Origin of the sequence: Pseudomonas sp. PDM15, assembly GCF_014851565.1 — a bacterium.
Classification (GTDB): domain Bacteria; phylum Pseudomonadota; class Gammaproteobacteria; order Pseudomonadales; family Pseudomonadaceae; genus Aquipseudomonas.
Genome location: NZ_JACVAA010000007.1, coordinates 153,047 through 165,893, shown reverse-complemented (window position 1 = coordinate 165,893; position 12,847 = coordinate 153,047). Strand labels below are relative to the sequence as shown.

The 12,847-nt window shown below is 62.7% G+C and carries 9 protein-coding genes and 1 pseudogene; 6 read left to right on the top strand and 4 right to left on the bottom strand.

Annotated features, from left to right (window positions below; translation table 11 throughout):
- Positions 1-27: 27 nt before the first annotated feature.
- Positions 28-1,191 carry a type III PLP-dependent enzyme gene (locus IB232_RS19360; RefSeq protein WP_043309189.1) on the bottom strand — a complete coding sequence of 388 codons (1,164 nt, stop codon included), beginning with the start codon at positions 1,189-1,191 and terminating at the stop codon, positions 28-30.
- Positions 1,192-1,945: 754 nt separating this feature from the next.
- Here IB232_RS19360 and IB232_RS19355 point away from each other — a divergent pair.
- From IB232_RS19355 to IB232_RS24040, 4 genes and pseudogenes are all read left to right on the top strand, one after another.
- Entirely contained in the window at positions 1,946-3,592 is a 1,647-nt protein-coding gene (locus IB232_RS19355) for a long-chain-fatty-acid--CoA ligase (RefSeq protein WP_192400211.1), read from the top strand.
- On the top strand, positions 3,589-4,398 hold the full coding sequence (locus IB232_RS19350; protein WP_192400210.1) for an SDR family oxidoreductase: 810 nt from the start codon (positions 3,589-3,591) through the stop codon (positions 4,396-4,398). Before IB232_RS19355 ends, IB232_RS19350 begins: the two co-directional genes overlap by 4 nt.
- A gap of 185 nt (positions 4,399-4,583) precedes the next feature.
- Positions 4,584-5,318, top strand: a pseudogene (locus IB232_RS24045) (cache domain-containing protein); the annotation flags it as partial.
- Positions 5,292-6,176, top strand: coding sequence for a methyl-accepting chemotaxis protein (locus tag IB232_RS24040; protein ID WP_412547752.1), 885 nt, complete (start codon positions 5,292-5,294; stop codon positions 6,174-6,176). The pseudogene IB232_RS24045 and the gene IB232_RS24040, both read left to right, overlap by 27 nt.
- A 62-nt stretch (positions 6,177-6,238) precedes the next feature.
- Here the strand turns inward: IB232_RS24040 and IB232_RS19340 are convergent, their stop codons facing one another.
- On the bottom strand, positions 6,239-6,877 hold the full coding sequence (locus IB232_RS19340; RefSeq protein WP_192400208.1) for a TetR/AcrR family transcriptional regulator: 639 nt from the start codon (positions 6,875-6,877) through the stop codon (positions 6,239-6,241).
- Between the two features lie 254 nt (positions 6,878-7,131).
- Here IB232_RS19340 and IB232_RS19335 point away from each other — a divergent pair, with 254 nt between their 5' ends.
- Complete coding sequence (locus IB232_RS19335) at positions 7,132-7,938, top strand: helix-turn-helix domain-containing protein (protein ID WP_192400207.1); 807 nt, start codon at positions 7,132-7,134, stop codon at positions 7,936-7,938.
- 89 nt (positions 7,939-8,027) lie between these two features.
- Here IB232_RS19335 and IB232_RS19330 read toward each other — a convergent pair whose 3' ends face one another.
- Both IB232_RS19330 and IB232_RS19325 read right to left on the bottom strand, forming a co-directional pair.
- Positions 8,028-9,818, bottom strand: a complete 1,791-nt coding sequence (locus IB232_RS19330) for an alpha/beta hydrolase (protein ID WP_192400206.1) — start codon at positions 9,816-9,818, stop codon at positions 8,028-8,030.
- Positions 9,819-9,880: 62 nt separating this feature from the next.
- Positions 9,881-10,783, bottom strand: a complete 903-nt coding sequence (locus tag IB232_RS19325; RefSeq protein WP_192400205.1) for a transporter — start codon at positions 10,781-10,783, stop codon at positions 9,881-9,883.
- Positions 10,784-11,203: 420 nt separating this feature from the next.
- Here IB232_RS19325 and IB232_RS19320 point away from each other — a divergent pair, with 420 nt between their 5' ends.
- A complete protein-coding gene (locus IB232_RS19320) occupies positions 11,204-12,787 on the top strand; it encodes a peptide chain release factor 3 (RefSeq protein ID WP_192400204.1) in 1,584 nt (527 codons plus the stop codon).
- The last annotated feature ends 60 nt before the right edge of the window (positions 12,788-12,847 follow it).

Here is a 12,847-nt window from a genome sequence, read left to right as displayed (position 1 = left end):
GGCGGGCCTTTGCTTTACCACACAGGCTTACAGGTAGAAGGCCTTCAGCGGCGGGAAGCCGTTGAATTCCACCGCGCTGTAGCTGGTGGTGTAGGCGCCGGTGGACAGCCAGTACAGGCGGTCCTCGGCGGCCAGGTTCAGCGGCAGGCCGTACTTGTAGTTCTCATACATGATGTCGGCGCTGTCGCAGGTCGGGCCGGCGATGATGACTTCTTCCATCTCGCCCTTGCGCTCGGTCCAGATCGGGAACTTGATGGACTCGTCCATGGTTTCGATCAGGCCGCTGAACTTGCCCACGTCGGTGTAGATCCAGCGCTCCACGGCGGTACGCGACTTGCGCGCGATCAGCACCACTTCGCTGACCAGAATACCGGCGTTGGCGATCAGCGAACGGCCCGGCTCGAGGATGATCTCCGGCAGCTCGTCACCGAAGTCTTCCTTGAGGAAGCGGGTGATCTCCTCGGCGTAGGTCTCCAGGTCGTTGGTGCGCTGGATGTAGTTGGCCGGGAAGCCGCCACCCATGTTGATCATCTGCAGGGTGATGCCGTCTTCTTCCTTCAGACGCTCGAAGATCACCTTGACCTTGGCAATCGCCGCGTCCCACACGTCGATGTCGCGCTGCTGCGAGCCGACGTGGAAGGAGATGCCATACGGCACCAGGCCCAGCTGTTTGGCCAGGATCAGCAGGTCCAGGGCCATGTCCGGGTTGCAGCCGAACTTGCGGCTCAGCGGCCAGTCGGCGCTGGTCGAGCCCTCGGTGAGGATACGTACGTAGACCTTGGCGCCCGGCGCGGCCTTGGCGATGTTGCGCAGATCGGCCTCGGAATCCGTGGCGAACAAGCGTACGCCCTTCTCGAAGAAGTAACGGATGTCGCGGGCCTTCTTGATGGTATTGCCGTAGCTGATGCGCTCCGGGCCGACGCCGGCGCTCATGACCTTGTCCAGCTCGTAGATCGAGGCGATGTCGAAGTTGGAGCCCTTGTCACGCAGCAGCTCGGTGATCTCGATGGCCGGGTTGGCCTTCACCGCGTAGTAGATCTTGGCGAAGGGGAAGCAGTTGACCAGCTGATCGTAGGAATTGGAGATGGTCTGCTTGTCGATCACCACGAAGGGGGTTTCCTGCTGATCGGCAAACGCCTTCATGCGCTTGAAAGTTTCGGGTGCGAAATAGTCTTCGACCTTGATCGACATGCTCGGGACTCCAAATGGCAAAACACGTTATTGAAAGAGGGAGTGGCTCTGTGTTTCGAGCCGCGAACGCCTGATCAGTTTCCCCACTTTGGTTCGCCTACTTCCCAAGGCATGTCGCCGAGTTGCCGTAGTGGCCCCGGAGGCACTTGCAGAATCATCATGGCTAGGCGCTTCGCCGCAGACAGTAGACCGACTACGGCAAGGCGGAGCAACAACGCCAGGGTGGTTCTGCAAGTGCCTCCGAGTCTCTCGTCGTCAGTACTTGAGCCGGATGGATCGTTTCCAGCATGAGCGTTCGGGCGCGAACTTTAGGACCATGAGCCCCACAGATCAACCGAAAATTGCCGCGCTTTTGCACCCGGTTGTCGCCTGCCTGATTGACTGTTTTCGATCCTTAACAAAACGTCCGAAATGCTGCACAAATCGCCCTGATCACAAGATGCGACAGGCAAGACCCGGGACGCGCCCCTTGCGGAACCGAATAGCAACCGCAGCCCCTCCGCCGAGATACTCCGCCATGAGCCAAAGCCAGCCCCTCCCGAGGACTCGGTATCAACCTGCTACCCGCCCGGGCAAGGAGCCCCTCCGGAAATGCAGAACCTCTGCCCGCGCGAAACCTGAATTAGCGGGCATACCCCCCCGCCAGAACCCCTGGCCGGACGGCCTCGCCGCCGCTGTCATGACCCGAATAGCGGGGCCCAGCAGCGCTTCTTAGAATTTCACTTCCCAATCAGCCCGCGGGTGAGAAAAGACGATGCTAGGCAGCATGATGGAAGTGCCTCTGAACGTGATCAGCATCATCAGGCACGCCGCATCCAATCACCCCCAGGCCGAGATCGTCAGCCGAGAGCCCAGCAACCAGCTGCACTGCTACACCTATGCCAGCGCTTACCGGCGCATATGCCAGCTGGGCAGGGCCCTGGCCCGTCTGAATCTGCAACAGGGCGATCGCATCGCGACCCTGGCCTGGAACAACTACCGGCACTTTGAGCTGTACTACGCCACCGCTGGCATGGGACTGGTCTGCCATACGATCAATCCACGTCTGCACGCAGCGGATGTCTCCTGGATCGCCAACCACTCCCAGGACCGAGTGCTGTGCTTCGACCGCGCCTTCCTGCCACTGGTCATGGAACTGCTGTCCGAACTGCAAAGCGTCGAGCACTTCATCGTGCTTGACGACTCGGCGACCGACTGGCCGCCCGCCCGGGTGGACCTGCAGGCTTACGAACGCCTGCTGGCCGCCGAATCCGACGGCACCCTCGACTGGCCGACGCTGGATGAAAACAGCCCGTGCGGCCTGTGCTACACCTCCGGCACCACCGGCAAACCCAAAGGGGTGACCTACTCCCACCGCTCGACGGTGCTGCACGCCTATGCCAGCGCCCTGCCCGACTCCTTCAGGCTGTCCGCGCGGGAAACCGTCATGCCGATCGTGCCAATGTTCCATGTCAACGCCTGGGGCCTGCCCTACAGCCTGCCGCTGGTGGGCGCCCGTATCGTGTTTCCCGGCGAATACCTGGACGGCCAAAGCCTCTACACCCTCTGCGAACAGCAGCAAGTCACCCTGGCGGCGGGCGTGCCAACAGTCTGGCTGGGCATACTCGAGCACGTGAAAAAGTCGGGGCACGGCTTTTCCTCTCTCGAGCGCGCGCTGATCGGCGGCTCAGCCGCCTCGGAAAGCATGCTGCACACCCTAGAGGAGCTTCACGGCGTGGAGGTACTGCACGCCTGGGGCATGACCGAGATCAGCCCGACCGGGGCCGTCAACCAGCCGACCCCAGCCTCTCGACAGCAACCCGTCGAGACCCTGGCCTTCAAGAAGAAACAGGGCCGAGCTATTCCAGGCATCCTGTTCCGGCTTGAGGACGAAGCCGGCGAAGAGCAGCCCTGGGATGGCAAGAGCGCTGGCCATCTGCTGGTACGCGGCCCCTGGGTCGTCGACACCTATGCGGGCGGTATCGCCGGCGCACGCCCGGACGGATGGTTCGACACCGGCGATATTGCAACGATCGACCCCCACGGCTTCATGCAGATCGTCGACCGCAGCAAGGACCTCATAAAGTCCGGTGGGGAATGGATCAGCTCGGTGACACTCGAGGATGCCGCTACGGCGCACCCGGATGTTCTGGAGGCCGGTGTCATCGGCATCCCGCATCCGAAATGGGTCGAAAGGCCGCTGCTGGTCTGTGTCACCCGCGATGGCTCGAATCTCGACGCCCAGGCACTCAAGGCGTTCCTCAGCGAGCGCCTGGCAAAATGGTGGGTGCCCGATGCCATCGAACTGGTCGAGCGCCTGCCCCATGGCGCCACGGGAAAGCTGCTCAAGACCGAGCTACGCAAACAGTTCGCGCACTACATCCTTCCAACCGCAGCGGCGAATGAACTGGAACAGCCATGACACAGATATTCGGTCGTGAAGTACTGCAAGGTCAGCACGCGTTTCTCACCGGCGCGGGCAGCGGGATAAACCTGAGCATCGCCCAGCTGTTCGCCGCCCAAGGGGCCAGCGTCTCGATCGTCGGCCGCAACCTGGACAAAGCCCAGGCTGCCGCAGCCGAAATCAATGCTGCCGGCGGGACGGCGGCGGGCTTCTCCGCGGATGTGCGCGACATACAAGCGCTCACCCAGGCCATGGTTGAAGCCTGCCAGCGCTTCGGGCCGATCACCATCTGTGTGGCGGGCGCCGCCGGCAACTTCGTCGCCAAGGCCAATAAACTGTCCGCCAACGGGTTCCGCACCGTGGTGGATATCGACCTGATGGGCACCTTCAACACCTTCCGCACGGCATACGATTTCCTTCGCCGCCCAGCCAACCTCCTGGCCATTTCCGCCGTCCAGTCCAGCCTGCCCATGTTTGGCCAGGCGCATGTCTGCGCCGCCAAGGCCGGTGTCGAGATGCTGGTCAGGTCACTGAGCGTGGAATGGGCCGCAGAGGGCATACGCTGCAATGCCATTGCTCCCGGCCCGGTCGATCAGACCGAGGGCATGAGTCGGCTGACACCGGAGGGTGAGCAAAGTTGGGCCCAGCTGCTGCAGGGCATACCTTCCGGGCGGGCCGGGCGGCGCGAGGAGGTCGCCAATCTCGCGCTGTTCCTGGCCAGCGGGGCCGCCAGCTACATCAATGGAACGGTGGTCGTCATCGATGGCGGACAGAGCAATCTGGGGTCGTTCACCATGGGCTCGGTGCTGAAAAACACCCTGTAACCCGTCCCCCCGATGCAGCTGGCGGCCGCCACCACCTCGCCATTCGAACAGCGCCCCGCGGTGGCACTCGGCGAACGGCCGGCCCCCACCTCGCAGGACGCCGCGTCCAGCCCTGTCAAAAACTCAACAACCAGGGGCCTACCTTGCCAACCCTCAGAAGCTTTCGCATCAGTACCCGAGTGGTCATGCTGGTCAGCAGCATGGCCATATTGATGGTGGTCTTGAGCCTGTGGTTCAGCCGCGTGCTGCACCAGAACCTGTTCGACGAGAAGATGGGCGGCGTGGGGGCGGCGCTTACAACCGCCGCCAATATTCTGGATCACCATGACCGGCAGGTTCAGGCCGGGCAGATTGGTCTCGCCGAGGCAAAGCGGCAGGCCGCCGAGGTGATAGGCACCATACGCTACCTGGGCGACAATTATTTATGGATCACCGGCCTCGACTACATCATGGTGATGCACCCCACCGCCCCCGAGCTGAATGCCAAGAACATCTTCGACTTCAAGGACGCCCAGGGCCGACTGTTCGTCCGCGATATTGTCGGCGGCGCCCAGCGCCACGGCGGCACTGTGGTCGAATATGCGTTTCCGCGCCCGGGGTCCGATACGCCCGAAAGCAAGATCTCGGAAGCAAAACTGTTCGCCCCCTGGGGTTGGGTGCTGGTCAGCGGGATTCACCCTCAGGACGTCCGCGACGTCGTCAATCGGGCCCTCATCGGTCCGGCCATTGCCGCCGGCCTGGCCCTCGCAGCCATCGGTGTGCTTGCCTGGCTCTTCGCTGGCAGCATCATCCGGCCGTTGGCCGATACCGCCAGGGCATTGGCCGGCGCCACCCGAGGCACGACCGACCTCAGCCTGCGCCTGCCGGTCGAAGGCGATGACGAGCTGAGCGGGATGTCCAAAAACTTCAACCATCTGATGCAGGCTGCTCACCAGATAACCTGCAGCATGGCCGACGCCAGCAATCTCATATCGGCAACCAGCGGCACGCTGGAAACGATCACGCTTCACGCCCAGCAGGGAATGCACAGCCAGCACAGCGAGACGGACAGCCTGGCGACGGCCATGAGCGAGATGGTGGCCACGGTACAGGAAGTGGCCCACAACACCTCGACCGCCGCCACGGCCACCCAGCATGCCGAGCGGCAAGCCGCCGATGGACGCGAAGTGGTACAGGCGACGATCAGCTCGATTCAGACGCTTTCCCACGCGCTGGCCGACAGCGCCGTCGTCGTCGAGCAGCTGGCGGGGGACTCCGCCAGGGTCGAGAGGGTACTGGACGTCATCACTTCTATCGCCGAGCAGACCAACCTACTCGCACTCAACGCAGCTATCGAGGCGGCTAGAGCCGGCGAACATGGTCGGGGCTTCGCCGTGGTGGCCGACGAAGTGCGCACCCTGGCCATGCGGACCCAGGCATCGACCCTGGAGATCAAGGAAATCATCGAGCGGGTGCAGCAGGGCGCACGCCGTGCGACCGAGCAGATATCTGCCAACGTCGACGCCGCGAAGCGCCCGGTGGAGGACTCGACACGCGCCGGGCAGGCGCTGGAGCAGATCATTTACTCGGTGACAACCGTTAGCCAGATGACCCTGCAGATCGCCAGCGCGACGGAAGAACAGGCGGCCACGGCGGAGGAGATAAATCGCAGCATCACTCGAATCCACGACACGACCAACCTCGGTGTCGATGCGGCCCAGCAAACCCGCCAGGCCTGCACCGAGCTGCTGGAGCTCGCCAACCGGTTACGCGGCCAGGTCGGCAGACTGAAGGTCTGAAGCAAAGAGCCTGCAACGTTTGGCCCGGTCGCGTCAGCGCGGCCCGACGCCTGCCGCCCCGCTCAGTTGCGCGCCGTGGCGAGACCGAGACAGTTGGCGGACATGGTCAGCAGTTGCTCCTTGAGTTCGCAATGAAAGAAATGCGCGTCGAACAGGATGGAACGGTGAATCAAGGACTCGACGATGCACTCGACAACATACAGCGCCCGACGAACATTGGCCCCGGACAGCTCTTCGGCGCAACCGTGCAGATGCTCTTCGAGCAAGCTGATCAGCGCGCCGGATACGCGTTCGAAATGATGCGGCTTGCTGATCCTGCCCAGGTGTTCGATCAGCACCCGCTGCAGGGGAATGTTGATCGCGTAACTCTCATGGATCGAATCGATGAACACCGCGAGCGCGGCCATCACCTGGCGCTCCGGCATCGCCTGCAGCCGCTGCGCGACATGCTCGAGCATCTGGTCGCAGTGACGCTTGATGAGATACGCCAGCAACGAGTCCTTGTTGGAGAAATACTCGTACAACGAGCCCACACTGACCCCCGCCAGCTCGGCGATCCGGGTCGTGCTGGCCCGCTCGAATCCATCGCGGGCAAACAGGGTGGCGGCTGCTTCCAGGATTGCATCGACCGTCATGACTGAACGATGCTGCCGGGGCGTCCGGCGCGACCGGATTTCAGGCTGGGGGCGGCTGAAGGACATGAGCGTATCCGATAGTTTTCTTTCTTATTGTTCGGCCCGGCGAGCGCTCTGCGGCACGCGTTCCGGTGTTGCGCTGCCACCTTAGCGGGTGAAAAAAAGCAGGGATTGTAATTTTTGATGATGGCGGCCGGATCACCACGCAAGCTGGTGGCGGATGGCACGCTGGCCGTGCCCGCCAGCCGCCGCTATCGTGCGACTCGCATATCGCGAGCGGCCGATCGCTCTTCACCGCCCGCCTCGGGAGGCAACCTGTGATGGACGTTTATCACCAGCACGCCAGGGAAACGCTCATGTACCCCTGGAGCAAGCGCACCCTCTTTCTTGGGCTGTTGTCCGATCCTGTGCGCGTGGCCTATGGCGCCGCCACCCTGGTGGTCAGCCTGGGCAAACCGATTGTCTTCAGCGCCGGAAAGCAGGTCACGCGCTGCCATAGCTTCGTGATTCCGGCGGGGCAATCGGTGAGGATAGATTCGCGCGGTGAGGTAGTTGCGATCTGCCATCTCGATGTCTTCGGCGAGGATTATCTGCATATCGGCGGCTGCTTGCGCGGCGAGTCCGAGGGCATTGGGGTCGAGCTGCGCGCCGAGGCGGATTTCAAGGAGGAACTGAGCGCCTTGTACAGACAGCCGGCCAGTTCCGACGATGCCTACTATCGGCTGGACCGCCTGCTCGCCTATGGCTACGCGAACGGCGATGGCGTCTCGACCATCGATGGGCGTATCACCCAGGTGGTCGCTTCCATCAAGCAGTCCTTCCAGGAGAACCTGCCGGTGGCGGCGCTGGCGGAAATGGCAGAGCTGTCGGTGCCGCGACTGGTGCAGTTGTTCAAGCTGCAGACGGGCGTGCCCATCCGCCGCTACCGTCTCTGGCACCGGCTCTACGAGTCCGTGCTGGCCATCGGACGGGGAGAAAACCTCACGGACGCGGCGCTGAACGCGGGGTTCTCCGACCAGCCCCATTACAGCAACTATTTCTGCTCCATGTGGGGCGTCCCACCCGGCCGCCTGTTCGGCAAGGGCCTCCAGACGCGGATCGTCTTGCCCGCCGCCGCGCGCGCCTGAGCGCCATCTGCCCCGGAACGCTCCATCTGCCAGCCAAACAGAAAGGCCAGCCCTCTTAACAGGGCTGGCCTTGCTATACGCGCGCCGTGTCAGAACGGCTGATAGCAGACAACCATCCAGGTGGTCAGCAGCCCGCAGAGCAGTGCGCCGGTATAGATGTTGCCCGTACGTCGGTAGCAATAGGTCGAGAACACGCTGGTCACGGCGAACAGCGGGAGGAAGCCGTTACCCAGAATGACCATCAGGGTGTCATAGCCCACCTCGCCGATATAAGGCTGCCCCGTGGTGTACAGCGAGCCCATTTGCGCCGCGATGACCAGTGCCACACCCAGGGAGTTGACCACGAACAGCGCCAGCGTCCAGATCAGGTTGTTGCGCAGATCACTGCCGAAGTCCTTCAGGCGCAACCAGCCAAAGGCCAGCAGGTTGTTGATGAAGAAGATCGCCACGAACGGAATGACATAGGCGAACGCCACGCTGAAACGATGGGCCTCCAGCGGCCGGATCAGCAGCATCCACCAGCGCACGTCGACATGCCAGAAGCCATAGATCCAGGCCAGGAGCATATAACCTCCGGCGACCGTGATCAGCGCCACGCTCAGCGCTTTGGCCAGATAGCGCCAGTCGAACTCCATCACTGCAGGGTTGGTGGACAGCCCGTAGGTCAGCAGCGTCTCGCCACGCCTGCGGCCGATCAGCAGGTGCCAGATACAGAACAGGCCAAGGAAGCCCAACTGGATAGCACCGAAATAGACAATCGAGGTATTGGCGAACAGCAGCGGAAAGGTATCGCTGACACCCAGCGTGTGCATCGCCCACATCTGCAAAGGCACTAGCAGAAGCGCCACAGCAGCGACAATCAGCACAGCGCAGGCGGCATACACCAGCGGTGACTGCGGCGCCCTGGGGGGAACCGGTTGCGCGACGGCGCTCAGCGGCTGCATCGCCAACAGCTTGATCAACAGGCCCAGCATGAACAGGATCAACCCGACATAGGCAACCAGACTGGCGGCCTCCTTGAACTGCCAGACCTGATCCAAGGGGTCCTTTTGCAGCGGCGCCGGCGACGACCGCTGGAACATGCCCAGAACATTGGCAATGGCGCTGCTGGATTGGTGCACGCCGGCATGCGTCTCGGCTGACTGCGTGGCAATGCGTCCCGTGCCTCTGGCGAAATCACCATATGCCTTGCCCAGCACGACTCTCTCTTCGGTGTTGAACGGACTTTTCAGCCATTGACTGTCAACGAAGTCGACTGCCTTCTTCTGGTCGAAGTAGTTGATCGCCACGAACTCGTCGTACTTGCCGAACTCGACGCCGAAGTTGAAACCGGCATCCTTGGATACGCTCGGCGCACCGAGCATGAAGCCGGCCTCGTGCCCGCCCTGAGACGACCCTACCACCACCACGGTTCTCACCAGCTCGCGGTTTTCCAGCGCCGCGGTGACGACAGACCAGCCCCCCATGGAATGCCCAACCAGACCGACATGATCGGGATGGACGAAGGGCAAGGCGTGCACGTAGCGCAGCATGTCGCCCACGCCCCGGCTGCCATCATCGGGAATGACCTGCGACCCGCCATGCCCGGACAGGTCCGGTGCCAGCACCACGTAACCGCGCCGCGCGAACTCGAGACTGAAATTGCTCATGACCTCCTTCTGGTTCACATAACCATGGGCAATGACCACCGCCGGGGCCGGCGTGCTGGCACTAACGCCTTCGGGGACAAACATGAGCGCACTCAAGCGCGCGCCGTTCTTGCCGGCAATCACCACATCGACAACATCGATCGCCCCACTGCCCGACTGGATGCGCGAAGCAGTGAAGCTGCCCAGCAGCACCAACAACAAGCCGACTATGAGAAGCCTGGAATTTTTCATATGCGATTCACCCAATAACGTCATCGTTGAGCTGCCACCACCCGCCAGGGCCTGCCGCCGGGTTAGAAGGCATGGGTGAACTGGACACTGAAGCGGTTGTCGACCTTCGGGCCTTCCTTGACGCGAACGTCCTGCAGGTATTGCACATGCAGGAACTGATTGGGGGCCAGGGCAAAGCGCGTCGTCAGCTGCAAGGCGGTGGAGCTGACGTCACGATCCAGGGTCACCCCGGAAACCTCGGTCGCTCCACCACGTGAATGGAAGGCATCCAGGGACACCAGCAACGAGGGATTCACGTCATAGCTGAAGTGGGTTTCCACGGCGTAAAGCGGATCGCGCTTCAGGTTCTGGCTACCCACATGATCGTCGTTGTGCGAATAGAACTCGACCGAGGGGATCAGCTCTGCGCGGAAATCGCCGAAGCCCTTGACCAGCCCCACCTGTGCCTTGAACGCCCACTGATTACGGCCCAGGTTGATGATGTTGTCCGCATCGTACTCACCCAGCGGAGCGGTCACCCAGCCGCTGACGCCCAGCCAGGTTTTCGAGGCCTCGTCATGGATCGGCCAGAACCCCACCAGAATGGAGGGGTCCGCCAGCCCTGAGCTGCGCTTGTACTTCGCGTCGACGGTGGCGACGGCATCGCCGGTGACACTGGCGCGGCCAAACGGAATGATGGCCTCATAAATGGCCGGCATGCCAAACAGGGTCGAGTAGTAGACCGGCATCAGCACGTTGATATCCGAGCTCAGGTCGAAGTCATCCGACACCTTGTGACCACGCGAATAAAGCTCATCGCCGGTACCGTGCAAATGCAGGAACTGGACGACCGATGTGCCATCCGGCAGCGGGATGTAATCCCTGGCCTGCACCGCCTGCGCACTGCCGGAATACGCCATGGAGAACGCAAGTGCCGCCAGGCAAATACCCTTGAACGCGAATCTGGAAACTGCCGCCATTGTCATGCCCGCCTTTCTTATTATTTCGGTGGAATAGGCCGTGCGGGTGCCGCGCGCCTGAGCGCGCTGGATCGCCAGGAAGCCCTGTATCCATGCTACGAACGCGAAAAATCAGCCGCTATTCGGGTCCGAATAACGCCCGGCAAGGGCCATGAGAGGTGCATCTACAGGCAGGCAGGTGGCGCCCTTTCAGTTTTGGATCGCTCGGGCGCTGGATGTTGGGCGACGAACAGGCGCAAGGGCTATGGCGGCCACCGCCAGACGGTCGGCTGGTGTGCAGCCCTCTCCTGGAGCGGCACGAGGACTGAACGGGCTCTATCGGGAATGGGATGACGCCCGGCCTGCCTCGAGGGGCCGGTTGCCGTTATAATCGCGCGCTTTCCTGGCGCCCGGCGCCTTATCACCGCTTTCCCGCAGGCATAGACCATGACCATCCAGGCCGCCGAAGTCGCCAAACGCCGCACGTTCGCGATCATTTCCCACCCCGACGCCGGTAAGACCACCATCACCGAGAAGCTGCTGCTGATGGGCAAAGCGATCGAGGTCGCAGGGACCGTGAAGTCGCGGAAATCCGACCGCCATGCTACTTCCGACTGGATGGAGATGGAGAAGCAGCGCGGCATCTCCATCACCACCTCGGTGATGCAGTTCCCCTACCGGGCGCACATGGTCAACCTGCTCGACACCCCCGGCCACGAGGACTTCTCGGAAGACACCTATCGCACCCTGACGGCAGTGGACAGCGCCCTGATGGTGCTCGACGGCGGCAAGGGCGTAGAGCCGCGCACCATCGCCCTGATGGAGGTCTGCCGCCTGCGCGACACGCCGATCGTCAGCTTCATCAACAAGCTGGACCGCGATATCCGCGACCCCATCGAGCTGCTCGACGAGATCGAGGCGGTACTGAAGATCAAGGCCGCGCCCATCACCTGGCCGATTGGCTGCTACCGCGACTTCAAGGGCGTCTACCACCTGGCTCAGGACAAGATCATCGTCTACACGCCGGGCCACGGCCACGAGCGCACCGAGCAGAAGGTCATCGACAAACTGGACTCGGACGAGGCCCGCGCCCACCTGGGTGACCTCTACGAACGCTTCCTCGACGAGCTGGATCTGGTCCAGGGCGCCTGCCACGAGTTCGACCAGGCCGCGTTCCTCAAGGGCGAGATGACCCCGGTGTTCTTCGGCACCGCGCTGGGCAACTTCGGCGTCGACCAGGTGCTCGACTGCATCGTCGACTGGGCGCCCAAGCCGCTGTCGCGCGCCGCCCACGAGCGCGTGGTCGAGCCGGTGGAAGAGAAATTCAGCGGCTTCGTGTTCAAGATCCAGGCGAACATGGACCCGAAACACCGCGACCGCATCGCCTTCATGCGCATCTGCTCGGGCAAGTACGAGAAAGGCATGAAGATGCGCCACGTGCGCATCAAGAAGGACCTGAAGATCGCCGACGCCCTGACCTTCTTCTCCAGCGAGCGCGAGCAGCTGGAAGAGGCCTACGCCGGCGACATCATCGGCCTGCACAACCACGGCACCATCCAGATCGGCGACACCTTCACCGAAGGCGAGGTACTGGGCTTCACCGGCATCCCGCACTTCGCTCCGGAACTGTTCCGCCGCGTGCGCCTGAAGGACCCGCTGAAGTCCAAGCAGCTGCGCCAGGGCCTGCAGGAACTGGCCGAGGAAGGCGCCACTCAGGTGTTCTTCCCCGAGCGCAACAACGACATCATCCTCGGCGCCGTCGGTGTGCTGCAGTTCGATGTGGTCGCCAGCCGCCTGAAGGAGGAGTACAAGGTCGAGTGCGCCTACGAGGCGATCACCGTCTGGTCGGCCCGCTGGATCGAGTGCAGCGACGAGAAGAAGCTCAAGGAGTTCAAGGACAAGGCGTTCGAGAACCTGGCGGTGGACGGCGGCGGCCATCTCACCTACCTGGCCCCGACCCGCGTGAACCTGAGCCTGATGGAAGAGCGCTGGCCGGACATCAAGTTCCGCGCTACTCGCGAGCACCACTGATCCGCAGCAGCTGCAAAAAAGCCCCGGCACCGCCGGGGCTTTTTGTTTGCGAACAAGCCC

Bases quoted from the DNA above. Each gene is read 5' to 3' on its own strand.
- IB232_RS19330 (WP_192400206.1), bottom strand. From the start codon at position 9,818: ATGAAAAATTCCAGGCTTCTCATAGTCGGCTTGTTGTTGGTGCTGCTG.
- IB232_RS19335 (WP_192400207.1), top strand. From the start codon at position 7,132: ATGGACGTTTATCACCAGCACGCCAGGGAAACGCTCATGTACCCCTGG.
- IB232_RS19340 (WP_192400208.1), bottom strand. From the start codon at position 6,877: ATGTCCTTCAGCCGCCCCCAGCCTGAAATCCGGTCGCGCCGGACGCCC.
- IB232_RS19325 (WP_192400205.1), bottom strand. From the start codon at position 10,783: ATGACAATGGCGGCAGTTTCCAGATTCGCGTTCAAGGGTATTTGCCTG.
- IB232_RS19355 (WP_192400211.1), top strand. From the start codon at position 1,946: ATGCTAGGCAGCATGATGGAAGTGCCTCTGAACGTGATCAGCATCATC.
- IB232_RS19360 (WP_043309189.1), bottom strand. From the start codon at position 1,191: ATGTCGATCAAGGTCGAAGACTATTTCGCACCCGAAACTTTCAAGCGC.
- IB232_RS19320 (WP_192400204.1), top strand. From the start codon at position 11,204: ATGACCATCCAGGCCGCCGAAGTCGCCAAACGCCGCACGTTCGCGATC.
- IB232_RS24040 (WP_412547752.1), top strand. From the start codon at position 5,292: ATGTCCAAAAACTTCAACCATCTGATGCAGGCTGCTCACCAGATAACC.
- IB232_RS19350 (WP_192400210.1), top strand. From the start codon at position 3,589: ATGACACAGATATTCGGTCGTGAAGTACTGCAAGGTCAGCACGCGTTT.